Origin of the sequence: Nocardiopsis yanglingensis, assembly GCF_045809185.1 — a bacterium.
In the GTDB taxonomy this organism is placed as follows: domain Bacteria; phylum Pseudomonadota; class Gammaproteobacteria; order Xanthomonadales; family Xanthomonadaceae; genus Stenotrophomonas; species Stenotrophomonas yanglingensis.
The window spans coordinates 484,263-505,074 of sequence record NZ_JBJNRH010000002.1; the positions used below are offsets into that span (position 1 = coordinate 484,263).

Here is a 20,812-nt window from a genome sequence, read left to right on the forward strand (position 1 = left end):
CGCTGCCGGCCAGCGGCCGGCACTACCCCATCCCAGGCATTACGCGCTGGCGGGCTCTTCCACCTTCGGGCCATCCCACAGCGCGTGGCCAGCCTTCTTGCGCAGCCGCTCCAGTCGCGCGGCATGCGCTTCCAGCTCCGACGGCGTGGCCACTACGCGCGGGCGCGGCAGCAGCTTGCTGGTGTCGAAGGCCTGCAGCGCCGCACCGGCACCACCGCCATCGTCATCGCCCAGACCGAAGCCGATTTCTTCCTGGCCCGAGGTCAGCGCGATATAGACATCGCCCAGGATCTGCGCATCGAGCAGGCCGCCATGCAGTGCACGGTGCGAGTTGTCCACACCCAGCCGCTTGCACAGCGCATCCAGCGAATTGCGCTGGCCCGGGAAGCGCTCGCGCGCCATCACCAGGGTATCGATCACGGTACAGCGGTCGGTGATCTTCCCGTACTGCGGCCCCAGCAGCGACAACTCGTTGTCAAGGAAGCCGAGGTCGAACGCCGCGTTGTGGATGATCAGCTCGGCGCCATCGATGAAGGCCAGGAACTCGTCGGCGATCTGCGCGAAGTCCGGCTTGTCATCGAGGAACTCCAGGGTCAGGCCGGTGACTTCCTGCGCGCCCTGTTCGAACTCGCAGTCCGGCTTGATGTACTGGTGATAGTTGTTGCCGGTCGGGCGGCGCTTGAACAGCTCCACGCAGCCGATTTCGACGATGCGGTTGCCCTTCTTCCACTCCAGGCCGGTGGTTTCGGTATCGAGGATGATCTGACGCATGGGCTCAGTTTACCGGGCTGGCGTCGCGGATCTGGATCGCCGCGTTGCGGGCCAGGGTATCCACCCGCTCATTGTCCGGATCGCCGGAGTGGCCTTTCACCCACCGCCAGTCGATCTGATGCCGCAGCGTGGCCGCCTGCAGGCGCTCCCACAGCTCGCGGTTCTTCACCGGATCGCCGCCAGCCGTCTTCCAGTTCTTGCGGATCCAGCCCGGCATCCACTGGGTCAGGCCCTGCCGCACATACTGCGAATCGGTATAGAGCACGATGTTGCACGGCTCGGTCAGCGACTCCAGCCCGGAAATGGCCGCCATCAGCTCCATCCGGTTGTTGGTGGTGTGCGCCTCGCCACCGCTCAGTTCGCGCTCGTGGCCCTTGTAGCGCAGCAGCGCAGCCCAGCCGCCGGGGCCGGGATTGCCAAGGCAGGAACCGTCGGTGTGGATTTCGATGGTTTTCAATACAACTCCAGAATCAGGTAGCTACGGTGCCGTGCCAGCGCACCGGCAGCGGTTTCGGCCCAGGCAGGGCCAGCGTGCGTTTTTCCGCATGGAACAGGCAGGCCGCGCGCAGCGGCGCCCAGCCTGCAGGGCGGCGACTGCCCTCCCCGCGCCAGAGCGGGCCCAGGTAACGCATATCGTCGCACTCCAGCCCATGACGGCCGAGCAGCAGGCGGATCCGCTGCGGCGTGCGCACCACCAGCCCATGCTGGCGCCAGCGCGTGCGATAAGGGCTGAACGGATTGAGGCTGCTCAGCCACAGGTGGCCGCCCGGCATCAGTACGCGCTCGCACTCGTCGAGCAGCCGGTCGGCATCGGCCGCGGTGACATGCTGCAGCACGATCGCATTGACGCTTTCATTGGCCAGCGGCAACGGCAGCGCACAGCGGGTGTCGCCGGCATAGCCCTGCCCCTGCCGGAACAGGCGCAGACCGCGTCCGCCCAGCTGTGCATCGTCCAGCCAGGCCGCACTTGGTGCGATCCACAGCCAAGGCTGTGCGGGCAGCACCGACAGCTGCGGCAGCAGCAATTGCCGTTCCAGCACGCGCAAGGCCTCCGCCGGTTCACTGTCGAACCACGGGGTCTGGCTCGCTTGACGGGTGCTCTGCAGCGCGGGCATGGTCCAATTCTATGCGACTGACTGCCCTGCCCGCATTTGCGGATAACTACATCTGGACGCTGATCGACGACGAGGGTGCTGCCGTGGTCGTCGACCCCGGCGATGCCGCGCCGGTGCTCGCACTGGCCGATCAGGGCCTGCGCGTGGACACGATCCTGCTTACCCATCACCACGACGATCACATCGGTGGCGTGCCGGCATTGCAGGCACGTTTCCCCGGCGTGCGGGTTGTCGCGCCGGTCGAAGAACGCATTCCCACGGCAACCGAGCGGGTCGGCGAAGGTGAACGCGTTCAGGCACTGGGCCGGACGTTCCACGTACTATCCGTGCCCGGGCATACCCGCAGCCACATCGCGTTTCACACTGCTGAACATCTTTTCAGCGGAGATTCGTTGTTCAGCCTGGGCTGTGGACGCCTGTTCGAAGGTACGCCGTCCCAGCTGCTGGCATCGATGCGCAAGCTGGGTGCCCTGCCCGCGCAACTGCTGCTTTGTTGCGCTCATGAGTACACCGTGTCAAATGCCGTCTTCGCGCGGCATGTCGACCCCGCCAACGCTGCCTTGTGGCAGCGCCAAGAGGAGGCTTTGGCCATGCGCCGCGATGACCGTTCCACCCTGCCGGTAACCCTGGCCAACGAATTCGACTGCAATCCCTTCCTGCGTGTGCACGCTGCACCGATCCGTGCGTCGGTGTCGGCACACCTGGGCCGTGACGTCGTGGACGACGTCGACGTGATGGCCGGTCTCCGGCACTGGAAAGACGGCTTCCGCGCATGATGCGCCGAAGTCTGCCGCTGGCCCTGGGCCTTGCCCTGGGGTTGGCCGGAACCGCAGGCGCGCAGTCGCTGGGCGCCGGCATCAGCCAGAACCTGACCGCTGCTGCGGCCCTGCCGCTGGACGCTTCAGCGCTGCCCGCCGCTTCGGTACGCAACGGCCAGGAGATCTTCACCAGCTTCCGCGACGGCCTGGCCGAGCCCAGCTGCGATGCTGAGGCCACCAGCCCACGCTGGCAGAAGCAGTTCGCCCACGCCCCCTCACGCCTGGCCAACCAGGATGACGACGCGCTGGTGCTGTTCGGCTACGTGGTCGAAGAGCTGCGCAAAGCCAACCTGCCCACCGAATTCGCGCTCATTCCGTTCGTGGAAAGTGGCTATCGACCCAATGCCCGCAACGGCAGTGGCCCGACCGGTCTGTGGCAGTTCATCGCCACCACCGCACGCAACCACCGCGTGCCGATGGCCAACGGCTACGACGGCCGCCTGTCAGCGGTTGATTCCACCCAGGCGGCGGTGCGCTACCTGAAGACCCTGCACGGCATGTTCGGCGGCGACTGGCGCCTGGCCACCATGGCCTACAACGCCGGCGAGTACCGGGTGCTGCAGTCCATGCGCAAGGCCGGCATGAACGCGCAGAACGCCAAGCCGGCAGCCCTGCCGGGCCTGTCGCCGGTCACCCATGCCTACGTCGAGAAGCTGCATGCCCTGGCCTGCGTGCTGGAAGACGTGGAAGACCAGCCGGGCGTGATGGCCTCGCTGGACCGCACCGTGCCGGTGCTGAAGGACCACACCCTGCCCGCGGGCACCAGCGTCCAGCAGTGGGCCGCACAGCGCGCCCTGGACCCGGCGAAGATCGCCCGCCTGAACCCGGCGCTGGCCTCGGGTGGCCGCGCCTCCGGCACCACCCGCGTGCTGGCCCCTGTCTCGGCCGCCAATGCGACGGTGGCGGACACCGCATCTGCCCTGGTCGCCAGCGCTGTGCCAGTCGCCACCGCGGCGCCGACGCCACAGGTGGCCAAGACCGTCGCCGCGATCGCTGATCGCCCGCGCAGCCGCCGCCACACCGTGCGTGATGGCGAGTCGGCCTGGACCATCGCCCGTCGCTACGGCATGCCGGTAAAGGCGCTGCTATCGCTGAACGGCCTGAGTGGCAGCAGCGTGCTGAAGCCGGGCGCAGTACTGCGCGTCGAAGACTGACGCGCCAGCCAAGCGCCCCCTGTAGAGCCGAGCCCACGCTCGGCTTTTTCTTGCCAGCAACCTGCGACCTGTTGCGGGTCGTGGATCGCGGGTCGTTGCAAGCCGAGCATGGGCCCGGCTCTACAGTTCGATCCCCAGCAGCGCGGTCCAACAAAAAAAGGCCCGGCATTGCCGGGCCTTTTCGTACCTGCAGCCGGTGGGCTTACAGGTTCGCTTCGGTGGTCTGGACCACGAACTTCTTGCGCATCGCGTCGATGTAGGCCTTGGCCGCGGCCATGCCGTCGATCTGGCTCAGCTGGTCCTTCAGCTGCTTCTGCTGCTCAGCGGTCACTTCCTTGATGTCGCCCGGGTTGACCTTGTTCACCGCAAACAGCAGCGCGTGGCCGTTGACGTCGACCTTGCCGTAGCTCGGCTTGCCCTCGGCCGGCACCGGCGCGCTGAAGATCGCGCGGTTGATTTCCGGGGTCGGCACCGGCTGGCTGCGCGGCAGGCCCGGCATCGGGCTCACCTGCAACTTCTCGCTGGCGGCCAGCGACTGCAGGGTGGCGCCCGCCTTCAGCTTGGCCAGCACGGCGTCGGCGGCCTTGTCGCTGGCCTGGCGCTGACGGTCGGCACGGATCGCGGCGATCACCTGCTCACGCGCCTTGTCCAGCGGCATCGCCTGCTCCGGGGTATGCGCGGCCACGCGGATGACCACGCTGTGGTTGGTGGCACCGCCCAGGGCGATCGGATCGCTGGCGGTACCATCCTGCACCAGCACTTCGGAGAAGGCCGCGCGCAGCACGGCCGGATCAGTGGCAATACCGCTGGCGGTGGCACGGGTGATCGGGCCCAGGGTCTGCAGCGGCAGGTTCACTTCCTTGGCGGCAGCGGCCAGGTCGCTCGGACTCTTGTTGATGGCATCGACCAGACGGCCGGCCAGCTCGTTGAAGCCACGCTCGCCGTCGGCCTTCAGCTGCTCGGCGGCCAGCGTGTCACGCACTTCCTCGAACGACTTACCTTCGCCGCCACGCACCGCGGCAACCTTGATGATGTGGTAGCCGAAGTCAGTCTTCACCGGTCCGATCACGTCACCCGCCTTGGCGGCGAACAGAGCGTCTTCGAACGGCTTGACCATCGCGCCACGCTCGACCCAGCCCAGATCACCACCCTGGTTCTTCGAACCCGGGTCTTCCGAGTTGGCCTTGGCCAGCGCCGCGAAGTCGGCACCCGCCGCCTTGGCTTCGGCAGCGATCTTGTTCGCCTTGGCTTCGGCGCCGTCACCGGTGATCAGGATATGGGCAGCCTGGCGCTGTTCCGGCGAGGTGAACTTCGCCTTCTCGTCTTCATAGCGCTTGCGCAGGGTCGCTTCATCAGCCGCGGTCGGTGCCGGCAGGTTGGCGCCGTTGATCTCGACGTATTCCAGCGACACGCTTTCGGCCTGACGGAAATCCTTGCCATGGCTGTCGTACCACTGCTTGATCTGCGCGTCGGTGACCGGCGCGGTATCGGCCGGCACTTCCGGCAGCGCGGCCAGCTCGACGTCACGGGTTTCGCCCAGCAGCTTCAGCAGGCGCTCGGTCTCGGCCTGGGTGACGAAGCCGGAGTTCTGCAGGCCCGACGGGATCACCGACTGCTGCAGGCTCTCGCGCACCAGCTCCTGGAACTGGGTCGGGGTGCGCGGCGGATTACCACCGGCCAGGGCCAGGCGGTAGTTGTTCTCGTTGAACTTGCCATTCGCATCGAGGAAGGCCGGGATGGTAGCGATGTACTCACGCACCGCGCCATCGCCGACCACGACACCGGCCTGCTCGCCGACCAGGCGCACGACCTGCTCGTCGATCAGCTGGTCGAGCACGGCCATCTTGTTTTCAGTGCTTTCGAACGCGCGCGGGTCGAAGTTCTCACCCTGCTGCTGGCGCTCACGCATGCGCTCCTGCTCGAAACGCGTGCGGAAATCCTGCGAGCTGATCTCGTGGTGCTGCCACAGCATGCGCACCGGCCACCACGACGGCGCCGAACGCCACCAGGTCGGCGGCGCGGAAACCTTGGCCACGTTCTGTGCACCAACGCCACCGAGGTAGCTGTTGTCGATCACGAACAGGAACGGAATCATCAGCAGCCCCAGGATCACGGTGACGATCCAGCCTGAGGTCTTGTCGCGGAGTTTCTGCAGCATGGTGAGAATCACAAGGCCTGATTGGCGAGCCCGGCAGTGTAACCCGCTTCGCCGCAGGGACCAAAAGCAGCACCGGCGCGGCCTGCGCCGATCTTCGCGGACCTGCGCCATCAGCACATCGGCAGGCCTGCAGCACGGCCCAAAGAAAAAGCCCCCGGCTTGCGCCGAGGGCTTTTAAAGTTGGCGGAGCGGACGGGACTCGAACCCGCGACCTCCGGCGTGACAGGCCAGCATTCTAACCAGCTGAACTACCGCTCCGCGCTGAAACTTTGCAGGCGCCCAGTATATCCGAAGACTCCCTGGAAACCCAGCCCGATGAACACTTTTTTCAAAGTTTTTTCACAGGGACTTAAGAATTCTGCAATGGCGGAGCGGACGGGACTCGAACCCGCGACCTCCGGCGTGACAGGCCAGCATTCTAACCAGCTGAACTACCGCTCCGTTCTTGCAAAAACCTTTTCGTCTTCTTCCCGAACCTGTCGGTGAGAAGACAAGGCCCCCAGCTTTAGGCCGGGGGCCTCGATGTAATGGCGGAGCGGACGGGACTCGAACCCGCGACCTCCGGCGTGACAGGCCAGCATTCTAACCAGCTGAACTACCGCTCCGCGTTGTTACTTTTTTGCTTTCAGCCGGCCTGGACCGGGGAGAAAACAAAGCCTCCAGCTTTTGGCCGGAGGCCTCGTTGAATGGCGGAGCGGACGGGACTCGAACCCGCGACCTCCGGCGTGACAGGCCAGCATTCTAACCAGCTGAACTACCGCTCCACACTCAAACGTTTACCGCGGTGCTGTGGTGGGTGCTGAGGGTTTCGAACCCCCGACCCTCTCCGTGTAAAGGAGACGCTCTACCGCTGAGCTAAGCACCCCAGCGAGCCGCTTAGTTTACAGCATCCTTCAGGGCCTTACCAGCCTTGAACGACGGATTCTTCGAAGCAGCGATCTTGATGGTGTCGCCGGTCTTCGGGTTGCGGCCGGTGCGGGCAGCACGGTCGCGGACCTGGAAGGTACCGAAGCCAACCAGGGTGACCGCATCGCCGTCCTTCAGCGCCTTGGTGACGGCAGCAACGACGGCATCGACAGCGCGGCTGGACTCGGCCTTGGTCAGGTCTGCAGCTTCAGCAACGGCATCGATCAATTCGGTCTTGTTCATTCTTTACAACTCCTTTGGCGGTGGGTTCCGCTTATTCGACAGGGAAGCAACCGCACGCCTTCTGCATGCGGCCGCCATGTGGAAACGGTTCGCCGATTCAGTCATCGCCGACAGCGATCACTCATTCGCGAGTGCTGCTTTTATACCAGCGGCCCTACCCCCACGCAAGGTGAAAAGCCAGCAACGACGCGGGTTTCGGGCCATTGGACAGCGCGCGTCAATGCTTGACGCGCGCGCTTCCACTCGGTTTGGCCTTGCTGCGCACCGTGACACGTTGCGCACTCTTGCGCGCCTTCTTCGGTGCCAGCGGACGCTCCAGCGCCAGGTCCAGGACTTCTTCGATGTACTTCACCGGCACGATCTTCAGATCGCGGGTGACGTTGGCCGGAATGTCGGCCAGATCCTTGCGGTTCTCTTCCGGGATGATGACCGTGCGGATGCCGCCGCGCAGTGCGGCCAGAAGCTTCTCCTTCAAGCCACCGATGGCGGTGACACGACCACGCAGGGTGATTTCGCCGGTCATGGCCACATCGGCACGCACCGGCACCTTGGTCAGCATCGACACCAGCGAGGTGACCATCGCCGCACCGGCACTCGGGCCATCCTTCGGGGTAGCACCATCGGGCACGTGCAGGTGCACGTCGTGCTTCTGCAGGAAGTCGCTGTCGATGCCGAAGCCGACCGCGCGCGAACGCACCACCGACAGCGCCGCCGAGGCCGATTCCTTCATCACGTTGCCGAGCTGTCCGGTCAGGATCAGCTGACCCTTGCCCGGCACCAGCGTCGATTCGATCTGCAGCAGATCGCCACCGACTTCGGTCCAGGCCAGGCCGGTAACCAGGCCGATCTCGTTCTCTTCCTCGGCACGGCCGAAGTCGAAGCGACGCACGCCCAGGTACTTGTCCAGGTTCTTGCTGGACACGCTCACCAGCGCCTTGGACTTCTTCGCGCCCTTCTTCGCCTTCACCGGCTGCGGCCCGGCCAGCGCGATCTCCTTCACCACCTTACGGCAGATCTTGGCGATCTCGCGTTCCAGGTTGCGCACGCCCGATTCGCGCGTGTAGTAGCGCACGATGTCCTGGATCGCATCACTGCCGATCTCCAGCTCTTCCGGCTGCAGGCCGTTGGCCTTGATCTGCTTCGGCACCAGGTAGCGGGTGGCGATGTTGAGCTTCTCATCCTCGGTGTAACCAGGGATGCGGATCACTTCCATGCGGTCCAGCAGCGGGCCCGGAATGTTGAGCGAGTTCGAGGTGGCCACGAACATCACTTCGGACAGGTCCAGGTCCACTTCCAGGTAGTGGTCGTTGAACGCGTTGTTCTGCTCCGGATCGAGCACTTCCAGCAGCGCCGAAGACGGATCGCCACGGAAGTCCATCGACATCTTGTCGATCTCGTCGAGCACGAACAGCGGATTCTTGCTGCCGACCTTGTTGAGGTTCTGCACGATGCGGCCCGGCATCGAACCGACGTAGGTACGGCGATGGCCACGGATCTCGGCCTCGTCGCGCACGCCGCCCAGCGACATGCGCACGAACTTGCGGTTGGTGGCCTTGGCGATGGACTGGCCCAGCGAGGTCTTGCCCACGCCCGGCGGTCCGACCAGGCACAGAATCGGGCCCTTCATCTGCTTCACGCGCGACTGCACCGCCAGGTATTCAAGGATGCGCTCCTTGACCTTCTCCAGGCCGTAGTGGTCGGCGTCGAGGGTGTCCTGTGCGGCCTTCAGGTCCTTGCGCACCTTGCTGCGCTTCTTCCACGGCACGCCCAGCAGCCACTCCAGGTAGTTGCGCACGACCGCCGCTTCGGCCGACATCGGCGACATCTGCTTGAGCTTGTTCAGTTCGTTGCGCGCCTTGGCTTCAACGGCCTTCGGCATGCCGGCTTCGGCGATCTTGCGGGCCAGCTCTTCCAGCTCGCCCGGTGCATCGTCCAGGTCACCCAGTTCCTTCTGGATGGCCTTCATCTGTTCGTTGAGGTAGTACTCGCGCTGGCTCTTCTCCATCTGCGACTTCACGCGGCCGCGGATGCGCTTTTCCATCTGCTGCACGTCGATCTCGCCGTCGACGAGGCCGACCAGCATCTCCAGGCGGTCGCCCACGGCCAGGGTTTCCAGCAGGCGCTGCTTGTCGGCCAGGCGCACGCTGATGTGCGCGGCAATGGTGTCGGCCAGGCGGGCCGGCTCATCGATGCCCGACAGCGTCTGCAGCAGCTCCGGCGGCAGCTTGCGGTTGGTCTTCACGTACTGCTCGAACAGCGACATCAGCGAGCGGGCGATCGCCTCCACCTCACGGGCTTCGCGCTCGTCGGTGGCGTCGATCTCCACGGCCTGGCCATGCAGCGAGCCGTTGCGCTCGTCGACGTGGGTGACCTGCACGCGCGACAGGCCTTCGACCAGCACCTTGATGGTGCCGTCGGGCAGCTTCAGCAGCTGCAGCACCTGCGCCAGCGTACCGACCTGGTAGAGGTCGGCCGCATGCGGGTCATCGGTCTCGGCCGACTTCTGCGCCAGCAGCAGGATGCGCTTGTCCGATTCCATTGCCTGTTCGAGCGCGTGCATGGACTTGTCACGGCCGACGAACAGCGGGATGACCATGTGCGGGAACACCACTACGTCGCGCAGCGGCAGGACCGGCAGGTCGAGGGTTTCACTTGGGGAACGGGCCATGGGGGCTCCAGGGAAGGGGAAAACCGCCTCCGGGAGGGCATCTTCCGGAGACAAAAAAAGCCGATGGCCCCGTTATGGGGCCATCGGCTTTCAGATGCAAGGCATTCCTTGAAAATCCTTTCCAATCAACAACCTGGAAGGATCACTCGGCGCCTGCGGCCTTCTGTTCAGGGGCCGCCGGGGTCTGGTAGATCAGGTACGGCTCGGACTTGTGCTCGATCACCGACTCGTCCACCACCACCTTGCTGACGTTTTCCTGCGACGGCAGGTCGTACATGGTGTCCAGCAGGACCGATTCGACGATGGTGCGCAGGCCACGGGCGCCGGTCTTGCGCTTGAGCGCCTTCCTGGCGATGGCCGACAACGCGTCCGGACGGAACTCCAGCTCGACGTTCTCCATCTCGAACAGCTTCTTGAACTGCTTGGTGATGGCGTTCTTCGGCTCGGTCAGGATCCTGATCAGGGCCGGCTCGTCCAGCTCCTCCAGGGTCGCCACCACCGGCAGGCGGCCGACGAACTCGGGAATCAGGCCGAACTTGATCAGGTCTTCCGGCTCGACTTCGGCCAGCACCTTGCCCACTTCCTGCTTGCGCTCGCTGCTCTTCACCTTGGCGCCGAAGCCGATGCTGCCGACGTCGGTGGAACGGGCCTGGATCACCTTGTCCAGCCCGGCGAACGCGCCGCCGCAGATGAACAGGATGTTCTTGGTGTCCACCTGCAGGAATTCCTGCTGCGGGTGCTTGCGGCCGCCCTGCGGCGGAACGCTGGCCACGGTGCCTTCGATCAGCTTCAGCAGGGCCTGCTGCACGCCTTCGCCGGACACATCGCGGGTGATCGACGGGTTCTCGCTCTTGCGCGAGATCTTGTCGATTTCATCGATGTAGACGATGCCCTGCTGTGCCTTCTCGACGTCGTAGTCGCACTTCTGCAGCAGCTTCTGGATGATGTTTTCCACGTCCTCGCCCACGTAACCGGCTTCGGTCAGCGTGGTGGCGTCGGCCATGGTGAACGGCACGTTGAGCAGGCGGGCCAGGGTCTCGGCCAGCAGCGTCTTGCCCGAACCGGTCGGGCCGACCAGCAGGATGTTCGACTTCGCCAGTTCGACGTCGTCGTTCTTCTGCCGGCTCTCGATGCGCTTGTAGTGGTTGTACACGGCCACGGCCAGGGTGCGCTTGGCGCGGTTCTGTCCGATCACGTACTGGTCGAGGACCTCGAGGATCTCGCGCGGCTTGGGCAGCGAACTGCGCGCCGACTGCGCCTTTTCCTCAAGTTCCTCACGGATGATGTCGTTGCACAGCTCCACGCATTCATCGCAGATGAACACGCTCGGACCCGCAATCAGCTTGCGCACTTCATGCTGGCTCTTGCCGCAGAAAGAGCAGTAGAGGATCTTGCCGGTGTCCGTGGAACGACCTTGGCGGTCTTCGCTCATGCTTCGCTTACCCAGTTACCCCACCCGCTGAACGGGGGTTCGATTCGAGAATAGCACAGGGCCGAGGGGACACCAGTCCCGCCCGACCCTGCAGGAACGGGGCCTCCATGGCCCCGTGAAGGCCGGTCAGCCGGCCTGGATCGACTCATCCGGACGACGCTCCAGGACCTGGTCGACCAGACCGTAGGCCTGCGCCTCGAAGGCACTCTTGAAGTTGTCGCGCTCGGTGTCGCGGGCGATCGTCTCCAGCGACTGGCCGGTGTGCTTGGCCAGCACCTCGTTCAGGCGCGAACGCAGGGTCAGGATCTCACGCGCGTGGATGTCGATGTCGGTGGCCTGGCCCTGGTAGCCACCCAGCGGCTGGTGGATCATCACGCGCGAGTTCGGCAGCGCATAGCGCTTGCCGGCTTCGCCCGCGGCCAGCAGCAGGGCGCCCATCGAGGCGGCCTGGCCGATGCAGGTGGTGCTCACATTCGGCTTGATGTACTGCATGGTGTCGTAGATCGCCATGCCGGCGGTGACCACGCCACCCGGCGAGTTGATGTAGATGTTGATGTCCTTTTCCGGGTTTTCCGATTCCAGGAACAGCAACTGCGCCACCACCACGTTGGCCATGTGATCGTCGATCGGGCCCACGAGGAAGATCAGGCGCTCCTTCAACAGGCGCGAATAGATGTCGTAGGCACGCTCGCCGCGGCTGGTCTGCTCGACCACCATCGGAACCAGGTTCAGGGCTTTGGTTCGGTTGTCCATTACGTGAGGTACCTATCTTGGGGGGGCAACAACCCCGCGCCGGCAAAGGCGCGGGGCATCCGGTGATCCGCCCGGGCTTACTGGCGGATCGCGTCCTGGAACGACAGCTTCTCTTCGGTGTGCTGGGCACGCTCGGCGATCCAGTCGATCACCTGCTCTTCCATCACACGGTTCTGCAGGCCAGACATCAGCTGGGGGTCGTTGCGGTACATCTCAATGACCTGCTCCGGCTCTTCGTAGGTCGAAGCGATCAGGCGCATCGTTTCGTTCAGGCGCTTGGCTTCCAGGCGCAGGTCGTTGATGCGGGCCACTTCACCGACCAGCAGGCCGACCAGCACGCGCTTGGCGGCGGCGTCCTTGAAGCCTTCATGGGCATCGGCCGGGATCTCGCCGACGTTCTGGCCGTTGCGGCGGATCTGCTCGACCTGCTGGGCCAGCATGGCGCGGGCTTCGTTCTCGACCAGGCGCGGCGGCATTTCCACCGACGCGTAGGCGGCAATCAGCTGCTCGCCCACTTCGCGGCGCAGGCGGTTCATCAGGGCGCCCTTCAGCTCGCGCTCCAGGTTGGCGCGGATGTCGCTGCGGAACTGCTCGACGTCGCCGCCCTTCACGCCGAAGCTCTTGATGAAGGCTTCGTCGACCGCCGGCACGACCGGCTCGGACACTTCGGCAACCTTGACGGTGACCTGCACGGTCTTGCCGGCCAGCACCGGCACGCGCCAGTCAGCCGGGAACTCGACGTCCAGGGTCTTCTCTTCGCCCTTGGCCAGGCCGACCAGGCCCTTTTCGATGGTTTCGAACATCATGCCCTGGCCGAGCACGATCGAACCCTTCTCGGTGCCTTCGGCCGGCAGGCGCTCTTCGCCGGCCTGCGACCAGGTTTCCACCGCGACCAGGTCACCGTCCTGTGCGCCTCGGCTGACCGGGGCCCAGGTACGACGCTGGTTCTGCAGGTTCTCGATCATCTGGTCGATGTCGGCGTCGGTGATCTCGGCGCTGTGGCGCACGACGGTCAGCTTGCTGACGTCGATATCGCCGAAGTCCGGCACCACTTCCACGGTGGCCACGAAGGAGAACTCACCCTCGTCGCCCTTGTCGATGCGCGGGCTGCCGACGATGCGCAGGTCGTGCTCGCGCACGGCGGCATCGAAGGTTTCGCGCAGCAGGCCGTCCAGCGCCTCACCACGGACCTGCGCGCCGAAGCGCTGCTCGATCACCTTGGCCGGCACCTTGCCCGGACGGAAACCCTTGATGCGGGTGGTACGGGCGATTTCGCCCAGGCGGCCGACGATGTGGCTCTGCAGACGCTCTTCCGGCAGCGAGAAGCTCAGGCGGCGTTCCAGGTTGCCGGTGGATTCGATCGAAGCTTGCATGTTGACTCCTGCCACCGGTGGCGCACGCCCCCGGCTCGATGATTGGGATGAAACGGTTGTAAGGACACGACGTCTGGGACGCGCCTGCTTGCCGCAGCCCTTTAGTTTCGCCCAATTCGGCCTGCACTGCCAGCGCGTGCCGGTCAAGTGGGCGCAGATGGCCCGATCAGGGCGGGGACAGGCCGGCACTGGTGCGAAAGGGGGGACTCGAACCCCCACGCCTTGCGGCACTGGAACCTAAATCCAGGGCGTCTACCAATTCCGCCACTTTCGCGTGGCCGGCTCAGGTGCTCATTGTCGCAGGCGGTGGCGGGAAGCGGAAGGCCTGCACAAAACTGAACATGGAGATTTGCGTACAGCCCGCGCCTCCTGACCGCCCCGGCGAGCGCCTGCTCATCCGGGGCGGCGGCGTTCAGTGCTGCGACCCGGCCTTGGCCGGCGCCGTATCGGCACCCTGCTCGGCCGCAGCATCCACCTTGCGGATCTCCACGCCCCCGTCGTCGGTGCGCCGCAGGGCCACCGACTCCGGCGTGGCCTTGCGCACATCCACCGAACCATCCGCAGTGCGCTGCACGTCCACCGCGTCGGGCAGGACCTCCCCTTCCGCAGGCTGAGCCGGCTGCATCTGCATGGCCTCACCGACCGGGCGCGCCGGAGTGCTGTCCGTGCCAGCATCGCGTTCGACGGTCTGCGCCGGATCATTGGCCGGCGTGCAGGCAGCCAGCGCCATCAACGCAAAGGGAACCCACAGCGTGCGGTGCAATCGATTGATATCAGCCATCAACATCTTCCTTCGTGCATGCGCCATCGGCGCGGAAGATCCATTGGGTGCGATACAGGACGCAATGCGGTGAGAAGCAGCGCACAGCATTGAAAACACTGATGACGCGTATACCCCTGATTTCAGCATCGCTTCAGTAGATCCACGCCATGCGTGGATGACGTGCGGCCGGGCGTGCAGACATCCGCACGCTCAACCCGGCGTACAGGCAAGAAAAAAGCCACATGGATGACCAAGTGGCTTTCGTCTGGTGGGCTGTCAAGGATTCGAACCTTGGACCTATTGATTAAGAGTCAACTGCTCTACCAACTGAGCTAACAGCCCGAAATCGGGGCGCGAATTATGACCCGATCCGCTCGGAGGGTGCAAGCACTTTTTTCAACGTCGTTGAAACCAGTACTGCGATCCCGCTGCCACTGCAGAGACCCACGCCAGGCGAGATTTCTGCAGCGCGTGATCCATTGAAACCAAAGGGTCACACTTATAAGAAAAAAGCCACCTGGCGTACCAGGTGGCTTCTGTCTTGGTGGGCCGTCAAGGATTCGAACCTTGGACCTATTGATTAAGAGTCAACTGCTCTACCAACTGAGCTAACGGCCCGTGAAACTCAGACGCACATTGTAGCGTGCTTTCTGTTTATTGCAATACCGTTTCGGCTGCGCCGATGCGGTTGAATCAGTGGGGTGGCTGAGGGGATTCGAACCCCCGACCACCGGAATCACAATCCGGTACTCTAACCAACTGAGCTACAGCCACCACTGAAACTTTCGCTCCACCGCCAAGACCACCGGCACTGGAACTTCAAACCTTTGCCTGGGGGACTGTCACCGAAGTTCCGGTCCGCCGAAGCGAGTCCGATATTCTGGTGGAGTCTTTACCCTTTTGCAAGCACTTCTTCACATCCGCCGATGCGATCCCGGTGCTCGCCGATGGCGCGCCCGACAGGAATCGAACCTGTAACCGCCGGCTTAGAAGGCCGGTGCTCTATCCAGTTGAGCTACGGGCGCCCGAACCGGAACGGTGTCCAATCCGACGTGGCGTGGGATTGGTCGGGGTAGAGGGATTCGAACCCCCGACATCCTGCTCCCAAAGCAGGCGCGCTACCAGACTGCGCTATACCCCGGTCTTGCAATCCCCTCGGGTCAGGCCCGGGGAGTCGTTCATTGTGGCCAAGCGCATTGGGAACTGTCAACGCAGGACACGCAGATCCGGCCCCTGCCACAACGCCGAAAGCAGTCATCGGCTATGCTCACGCCCATCGGCCGGATGGCCGTCCCGACCCTCATTCGCACGGAGAACACGCATGCGCAGCGGCAATCCGGCTCTTTCCGAGTCGACCTTCCTCGACCTCGCCAGCGGCTCGGTGGTGACCAGCCCCGACCAGGCAATGACCCTCAACGGTACCGTCAACAAGACCGGCTTCCTGCTGCTGTTGACCGTGCTGACGGCCGCTTTCGCCTGGAACCAGACCATCGATGACTACGGCCAGGTCATGGCCGGCGCCAAGCTGTATGCCATGGGCGGCGCCATCGGCGGCCTGGTGCTGGCGCTGATCACCGTCTTCAAGAAGGAATGGTCGCCGGTCACCGCGCCGATGTACGCGCTGGTGGAAGGCCTGTTCCTCGGCGCCATCTCGGCGGTGTTCAACGCCAAGTTCCCGGGCATCGTGTTCCCGGCCGTGCTGCTGACCTTCGGCACCCTGTTCGCGCTGCTGTTCGCGTACCGCAGTGGCCTGATCAAGGCCACCGAGAACTTCAAGATGGGCGTGGTCGCCGCGACTGGCGGCATCGCCCTGCTCTACCTCGCCTCGTTCGTGCTGGGCTTCTTCAACATCGACGTGCCGGTGATCCATGACTCCGGCTGGCTGGGCATCGCCTTCAGCCTGTTCGTGGTGGTCGTGGCCGCGCTGAATCTGGTGCTGGACTTCGACTTCATCGAGACCGGTGTCGCCCAGCGTGCACCGAAGTACATGGAGTGGTATGGCGCATTCGGCCTGATGGTGACCCTGGTCTGGCTGTACGTTGAATTCCTGCGCCTGCTGTCGAAGATCCAGCAGCGCTGAGCCGCAACATGCCATAGACGACAAAGGGCACCTCTCGTGGCGCCCTTCTTCGTTCCTCCCTCAGCGCGCCAGCAGCACCGGCAGCGACGACGCCAGCAACGCGATGCCTGACACGGTCAGCAGGCCCAGCACGACCTGCCGGAAGCGTGCCTCGCTGATGCCGATGTAGACCCGCGCGCCCAGCAGGGTCGGCACCAGCATGGCCGGTGCCACGATGGCGAAGTACGGCAACATCTGCCGGCTTATCAGGCCGCTGCCGACATAGGTGGCCATGGTCACCGCCAGCATCGCCAGGTTGAAATTCTGGATGACCGCACGCTGCTCGTCCTTGCCGAAGCCTCGCAGGGTGCTCCACAACGTCGGCACCGGCCCGGCAAAGCCGCCGATGCCACTGAGCACGCCACCGGCCATGCCGGCGATCGCATCACCGATACGGCCGCCGACGCGGACCGGAGGCAACGAGCGCGCCATCAGCATCACCGGGCACCACAGCGCCAGGAAGCCGCCCAGCAGCGCCTTGAACCAGTCCATGTCCAGCTGCGGCAACACCATCACGCCCAGCGGAATGCCGGCCAGCCCGCCCAGCACGAACGGCAGCAGCAGGCGCAGATTGAATCCGCGGCGCACGGTGAACACCGCGACCAGCTGCCCGACCAGCGCACCAAACACCGACAGCGTCGCCGCCAGCCGTGGCTCCAGTCCCCACGCCCAGAACGACATCGCCACCATGCCAAAGGCGAAGCCGGACAGGCCCTGCACGAATCCGGCGACGATCGCGCCCAGCGCGACCAGCAGATACACCGACTCCATCACCACCTCGGTTGCTGTCGCGCGACTACCCTGCCGCGCCCACCTGCGCAGCGTAGTGCGCCGCGAGGTGCTCGACCAGCGCACGCACCTTCGGCGCCAGCCCCCGCGCATGCGGATACAGCGCGAAGTAGCGCCGCTGGCCTGCATGCCACGCTGGCAACACGCGGATCAGGCGGCCGGCACGCAGGTCCTCCTGCACGGTCAGCGCAGTAAAGAGACTGATGCCCATGCCAGCTAGGGCGGCGGCATACAACGCTGGCGTCGCATCCACCCGCAGGCGTTGACCGGCCTCCACGCTCGCGCGGGCACCGCGCGGCCCCTGCAGCTGCCAGGGCGCCACTGACGGCGTGGGGCTGAACCCCAGCAGCGTGTGCTGCGCGAGGTCCGAAGCCTGCCGGGGCAGACCGTGCTGTGCCAGATAGGCCGGCGCAGCGACCAGGATGCGCGGGCAGCTGGCCAGCTCGCGTGCGACCAGCTGGCTGTCCGGCAAGGAAGGCGCGATGCGCAGGGCCAGGTCGAAGCCGCCACCGACGACATCAACCAGTTGGTCATCGGCCGACAGGTCAAGCGCGACCTGCGGGTAGCGCTGCAGGAACGACGGCAGCCAATGCGGCAACTCCTGGCTGGCCACGACCTGCGGCACGCTGATGCGTACGATGCCACTGGGCTGCGCCTGCCCGGCACGCACGCGATCATCTGCTTCCTGCAGGCGATCCAGCAGCGCTGCCGCCTCGCGGTAGTAGTCGCGACCGGCTTCGGTCAGTGACAGCCGGCGGCTGTTGCGATCGAGCAGTCGCACCTGCAGATGCTCTTCCAGCTGCCGCAGCTGCCGTGACATCGCCGAGTGGGTGGTACCCAGGCGCTCGGCAGCAGCGGTGAAGCTGCCTGCGTCAACGATGGCGCGCAGCGCACGCAGGGCGGCGAAGTGATCCATCGGCAAGTGGCTCCACGTGGCGGGGCCCCACGGCATGTGGGCCCCACCAGCTTATCAAGCGCCGTCGCCTGCCTTGCGCACCGGCAGCGCCAGGATCGCGTCGGTGCTCATGACATCACCGAAGGCGTCTTCGATCTGCGCCAGCGAGGCGTCGTGCAGTGCGCGATGATCGATGCGCTGGCCACCGGCCAGGTCCAGGTCGCGGCTTGCGCTGGCATCGGACGATACGATCACCCGGTAGCCGCGCGGAGCCGCCGCCGCGTCGCGCGCAGCACCGGCCACACAAGCATGGGTCTGCAGGCCGGTGACGATCAGCGTGTCGATACCGGCATCCTTCAGCACCGTGTCGAGCACCGCGGCCGAGTTGCCAGCGAACACGCTGACGTTGTCCTTCTGCACCACGGTCTCGCCCTGGCGCGGCTGCAGGTCGCGATGGAAGGCAGCATTGACGCTGCCCTGCGCGAACAGCGGCGCGCCGGCCGGCAATACGTGCTGCACATGGATCACGCGGATGCCGTGAGCATCGGCGAACTCGACCACCCGCTTGGCCTGGCGCAGTGCGGCCACGCCATCGGGAATGACCATGCGGCCACCGGCAAAGCCCGGCGCGGCCTTGGCATCGAAGTACTCGTTCTGGAAGTCGATCACCAGCACGGCGGTCTTCGCCGCATCCAGCGAGGCCGCGACCGGCGCGCCCGCCATATGGCGGATGGTGGGATGGACCGGCTCGGCAGCAGCAACCGGCGTAGTGGCGGCCATCCCGATCAGGCTGGCCAGGCCGAAGGCGGTGAGATTCATGGGGCAACTCCTGTGCAATGTAAAGTGGGCACAGGATGCGGAGCGGACGGCGCACGAACCAGCCACTCACAAGCACATGATCTGTGCGACTGGTGCACAGATAGCTTTTGTAGAGTCGAGCCATGCTCGACTACGCAGGAGCAGCCGAGCATGGCTCGGCTCTACTAGGCCAGCTTGACCCCATTGAGTCGCACGATCATCGCGTGGTCACGACCCAGCACCACTTCGGCGGTATTGCTGCCCGCACGCATGGCACGTGCAAGGCCCGCCGGATACTTCACCGGGACGCCAGCCAGCGTCTGCACATGCTGGGCCGGAGAGATCCTGCTCCTGATCACGAACTCGGCACAGCTGCCTTCGAGCAGATACACGGGCAATCCTGCCGGAAATTCGACCAACCTCAGGATACGCGCCTCGCTCTCCCGCATGCTGCGGAGGGGTGCCCCCTGCGTGCGCAGGCGGCGCAGCGCGCGCTGGGCGCGGGACCACGGCCAGTAGAAGATGGCGTAGATGGCCACGCCGAAAACATAGACGGCAACGGCCGCCACGACCCACACGGCCGCCTCAGGCATCTGAAAAAATCCTGTCGGTGAAAAGCCGCAGTTGAAAACGCAGACGGGCCGTACAAGGACGGCCCGTCTTCAACGCTTGCAGGCCCGGACTGGACATCGCCGAGACGATCTCCAGCCGGAACGCCGGCCGCTTACAGGCGGCTGGCGATGGCCTGGGCAAAGCTCATGGTGGTGCCGGTACCGCCCAGGTCGCCGGTCAGCGAATCCTTGGCTTCCATGGTCGCCACGATGGCCTTGCGCAGGCGCTCGGCGTTTTCCGGCTGGCCGACATGGTCCAGCATCTGCGCGGCTGCCAGCAGCAGCGCGCACGGATTGGCCTTGCCCTGCCCGGCGATGTCCGGCGCGGTGCCGTGCACAGCTTCGAAGATCGCCGCGTCCTTGCCGATGTTGGCACCCGGGGCCAGGCCCAGGCCACCGACGAGGCCGGCGCACAGGTCGGAGATGATGTCGCCGAACAGGTTGGTGGTGACGATCACGTCGAACTGTTCCGGACGCATCACCAGCTGCATGCAGCAGTTGTCGACGATCATTTCCTGGAATTCGATTTCCGGGTACTGCGCGGCCACTTCACGGGCGACATTCAGGAACAGACCCGAGGTCGACTTGATGATGTTGGCCTTGTGCACGGCGGTGACCTTCTTGCGGCCGGTGCTCTTGGCCAGCTCGAAGGCGTAGCGCACGATGCGCTCGGAGCCCTTGCGGGTGATGCGGGTGCCGGAGAAGGCGGTCTCGCCATCGGCCGACACTTCCTGGCCTTCGGCCAGGTAGGCACCTTCGGTGTTCTCACGAACGGTGATCAGGTCGACGTTGTCGAAACGCGACTTGGTGTTCGGGAAGGTGTGGGCCGGACGCACGTTGGCGTACAGGTCGAAGTGGCGGCGCAGGCTGACGTTGATCGAGGTGAAGCCACCACCGACCGGGGTGGTCAGCGGGCTCTTCAGCGCAACCTTGTTGCGCGCGATCGATTCCAGAGTCACCGCCGGCATCAGGTCGCCGTGCTTTTCCAGGGCCACCAGGCCGGCGTCGGCGTCTTCGTACTCCAGGCCAGTCTTGAGCTGGTCGAGCACGAACAGGGTGGCGTCCATGATTTCCGGGCCAATGCCGTCGCCGCGGATGACCGTAATTTTCTGCGTCATTGATCGATGTTCCGAACAGGGGGAAAAACGCCGTCCGGACGTGCCCGGAAACGCCGGCGCAAAGGAAGTTTCACCCGCAATTATGCCTTAGCCGGGGCCGGCTACCCAAGTAGACCATGGTCCTGACCCCGGCAAAGGCATAATTGCCCGCGCATTCTTCCTCTACCCCCGCCTGTCGGCGCGCCCCTTCAACAAGAAGGGGCTCCTGGGCTGTTGGATTGCGGGGAAAGCCTCTCGCACGTTCGGTAGTGCCGGCCGCGGGGCGGCCCCCCCCCCCCCCGAGGGGTGAGGGGGGGGCGGCCCCCGGGCGCCCCCACCCCCACAAATC

18 protein-coding genes and 11 tRNA genes are annotated in these 20,812 nt (G+C 65.1%); 3 read left to right on the forward strand and 26 right to left on the reverse strand.

Annotation, left to right across the window (positions count from 1 at the left end; all coding sequences use genetic code 11):
* Positions 1-39: 39 nt before the first annotated feature.
* From dnaQ to ACJ7C5_RS05535, 3 genes are read right to left on the reverse strand one after another with little or no spacing between them, the layout of a single operon-like run.
* Positions 40-771 carry a DNA polymerase III subunit epsilon gene (gene dnaQ / locus ACJ7C5_RS05525; protein ID WP_010483873.1) on the reverse strand — a complete coding sequence of 244 codons (732 nt, stop codon included), beginning with the start codon at positions 769-771 and terminating at the stop codon, positions 40-42.
* Between the two features lie 4 nt (positions 772-775).
* A complete protein-coding gene (rnhA, locus tag ACJ7C5_RS05530) occupies positions 776-1,228 on the reverse strand; it encodes a ribonuclease HI (protein WP_032129326.1) in 453 nt (150 codons plus the stop codon).
* A gap of 13 nt (positions 1,229-1,241) precedes the next feature.
* On the reverse strand, positions 1,242-1,886 hold the full coding sequence (locus tag ACJ7C5_RS05535; RefSeq protein ID WP_295554488.1) for a methyltransferase domain-containing protein: 645 nt from the start codon (positions 1,884-1,886) through the stop codon (positions 1,242-1,244).
* 11 nt (positions 1,887-1,897) lie between these two features.
* On the opposite strand from ACJ7C5_RS05535, the gene gloB reads away from it, so the two are divergent.
* Complete coding sequence (gene gloB / locus ACJ7C5_RS05540; RefSeq protein ID WP_049434290.1) at positions 1,898-2,662, forward strand: hydroxyacylglutathione hydrolase; 765 nt, start codon at positions 1,898-1,900, stop codon at positions 2,660-2,662.
* Complete coding sequence (locus ACJ7C5_RS05545) at positions 2,659-3,858, forward strand: lytic transglycosylase domain-containing protein (RefSeq protein WP_094001973.1); 1,200 nt, start codon at positions 2,659-2,661, stop codon at positions 3,856-3,858. The genes gloB and ACJ7C5_RS05545 overlap by 4 nt, the downstream gene beginning before the upstream one ends.
* Positions 3,859-4,060: 202 nt before the next feature.
* On the opposite strand, the gene ACJ7C5_RS05550 is transcribed toward ACJ7C5_RS05545, so the two are convergent.
* The 18 genes from ACJ7C5_RS05550 to ACJ7C5_RS05635 all read right to left on the reverse strand — a co-directional run bounded on the left by ACJ7C5_RS05550 (position 4,061) and on the right by ACJ7C5_RS05635 (position 15,295).
* Positions 4,061-6,016, reverse strand: a complete 1,956-nt coding sequence (locus tag ACJ7C5_RS05550; protein WP_097049397.1) for a peptidyl-prolyl cis-trans isomerase — start codon at positions 6,014-6,016, stop codon at positions 4,061-4,063.
* A gap of 181 nt (positions 6,017-6,197) precedes the next feature.
* Positions 6,198-6,274, reverse strand: a tRNA-Asp gene (locus ACJ7C5_RS05555).
* A 106-nt stretch (positions 6,275-6,380) separates the two neighbouring features.
* Positions 6,381-6,457 (reverse strand) — tRNA-Asp (locus ACJ7C5_RS05560).
* Positions 6,458-6,544: 87 nt separating this feature from the next.
* Positions 6,545-6,621: transfer RNA gene (locus tag ACJ7C5_RS05565), tRNA-Asp, on the reverse strand.
* A gap of 82 nt (positions 6,622-6,703) precedes the next feature.
* Positions 6,704-6,780, reverse strand: a tRNA-Asp gene (locus tag ACJ7C5_RS05570).
* Positions 6,781-6,806: 26 nt separating this feature from the next.
* Positions 6,807-6,881: transfer RNA gene (locus ACJ7C5_RS05575), tRNA-Val, on the reverse strand.
* Positions 6,882-6,892: 11 nt separating this feature from the next.
* On the reverse strand, positions 6,893-7,165 hold the full coding sequence (locus tag ACJ7C5_RS05580) for an HU family DNA-binding protein (RefSeq protein ID WP_004146343.1): 273 nt from the start codon (positions 7,163-7,165) through the stop codon (positions 6,893-6,895).
* Between the two features lie 217 nt (positions 7,166-7,382).
* Positions 7,383-9,833: an endopeptidase La gene (gene lon / locus ACJ7C5_RS05585; protein ID WP_094000319.1), complete on the reverse strand. Its 2,451-nt coding sequence runs from the start codon at positions 9,831-9,833 to the stop codon at positions 7,383-7,385.
* 142 nt (positions 9,834-9,975) lie between these two features.
* Positions 9,976-11,265, reverse strand: a complete 1,290-nt coding sequence (gene clpX, locus ACJ7C5_RS05590) for an ATP-dependent Clp protease ATP-binding subunit ClpX (protein ID WP_032129320.1) — start codon at positions 11,263-11,265, stop codon at positions 9,976-9,978.
* 126 nt (positions 11,266-11,391) lie between these two features.
* Complete coding sequence (gene clpP, locus ACJ7C5_RS05595) at positions 11,392-12,018, reverse strand: ATP-dependent Clp endopeptidase proteolytic subunit ClpP (RefSeq protein ID WP_004146318.1); 627 nt, start codon at positions 12,016-12,018, stop codon at positions 11,392-11,394.
* Positions 12,019-12,095: 77 nt separating this feature from the next.
* Entirely contained in the window at positions 12,096-13,391 is a 1,296-nt protein-coding gene (gene tig / locus ACJ7C5_RS05600; protein ID WP_106550097.1) for a trigger factor, read from the reverse strand.
* A gap of 189 nt (positions 13,392-13,580) precedes the next feature.
* Positions 13,581-13,665, reverse strand: a tRNA-Leu gene (locus tag ACJ7C5_RS05605).
* A 138-nt stretch (positions 13,666-13,803) separates the two neighbouring features.
* Entirely contained in the window at positions 13,804-14,172 is a 369-nt protein-coding gene (locus ACJ7C5_RS05610) for a hypothetical protein (RefSeq protein WP_412703290.1), read from the reverse strand.
* Between the two features lie 248 nt (positions 14,173-14,420).
* A tRNA-Lys gene (locus ACJ7C5_RS05615) sits at positions 14,421-14,496 on the reverse strand.
* Between the two features lie 200 nt (positions 14,497-14,696).
* Positions 14,697-14,772 (reverse strand) — tRNA-Lys (locus ACJ7C5_RS05620).
* A 79-nt stretch (positions 14,773-14,851) separates the two neighbouring features.
* Positions 14,852-14,928, reverse strand: a tRNA-His gene (locus ACJ7C5_RS05625).
* A gap of 174 nt (positions 14,929-15,102) precedes the next feature.
* Positions 15,103-15,179 (reverse strand) — tRNA-Arg (locus tag ACJ7C5_RS05630).
* Between the two features lie 39 nt (positions 15,180-15,218).
* Positions 15,219-15,295: transfer RNA gene (locus ACJ7C5_RS05635), tRNA-Pro, on the reverse strand.
* A gap of 180 nt (positions 15,296-15,475) precedes the next feature.
* On the opposite strand from ACJ7C5_RS05635, the gene ACJ7C5_RS05640 reads away from it, so the two are divergent.
* The gene (locus ACJ7C5_RS05640) at positions 15,476-16,234 is read left to right on the forward strand and encodes a Bax inhibitor-1/YccA family protein (RefSeq protein WP_412703291.1); all 759 of its coding nucleotides are present in this window, start codon (positions 15,476-15,478) and stop codon (positions 16,232-16,234) included.
* Positions 16,235-16,294: 60 nt separating this feature from the next.
* Here ACJ7C5_RS05640 and ACJ7C5_RS05645 read toward each other — a convergent pair whose 3' ends face one another.
* From ACJ7C5_RS05645 to ACJ7C5_RS05665, 5 genes are all read right to left on the reverse strand, one after another.
* A complete protein-coding gene (locus ACJ7C5_RS05645; protein WP_088024659.1) occupies positions 16,295-17,044 on the reverse strand; it encodes a sulfite exporter TauE/SafE family protein in 750 nt (249 codons plus the stop codon).
* A gap of 25 nt (positions 17,045-17,069) precedes the next feature.
* Positions 17,070-17,978 (reverse strand): LysR family transcriptional regulator, encoded by a 909-nt coding sequence (locus ACJ7C5_RS05650; RefSeq protein ID WP_412703292.1) that lies wholly within the window; start codon positions 17,976-17,978, stop codon positions 17,070-17,072.
* Positions 17,979-18,032: 54 nt separating this feature from the next.
* Positions 18,033-18,776: a cysteine hydrolase family protein gene (locus tag ACJ7C5_RS05655; RefSeq protein WP_412703293.1), complete on the reverse strand. Its 744-nt coding sequence runs from the start codon at positions 18,774-18,776 to the stop codon at positions 18,033-18,035.
* Between the two features lie 164 nt (positions 18,777-18,940).
* The gene (locus tag ACJ7C5_RS05660; protein WP_412703294.1) at positions 18,941-19,348 is read right to left on the reverse strand and encodes a hypothetical protein; all 408 of its coding nucleotides are present in this window, start codon (positions 19,346-19,348) and stop codon (positions 18,941-18,943) included.
* 131 nt (positions 19,349-19,479) lie between these two features.
* Positions 19,480-20,484, reverse strand: a complete 1,005-nt coding sequence (locus tag ACJ7C5_RS05665) for an isocitrate dehydrogenase (RefSeq protein ID WP_014036138.1) — start codon at positions 20,482-20,484, stop codon at positions 19,480-19,482.
* Between the last annotated feature and the right edge of the window lie 328 nt (positions 20,485-20,812).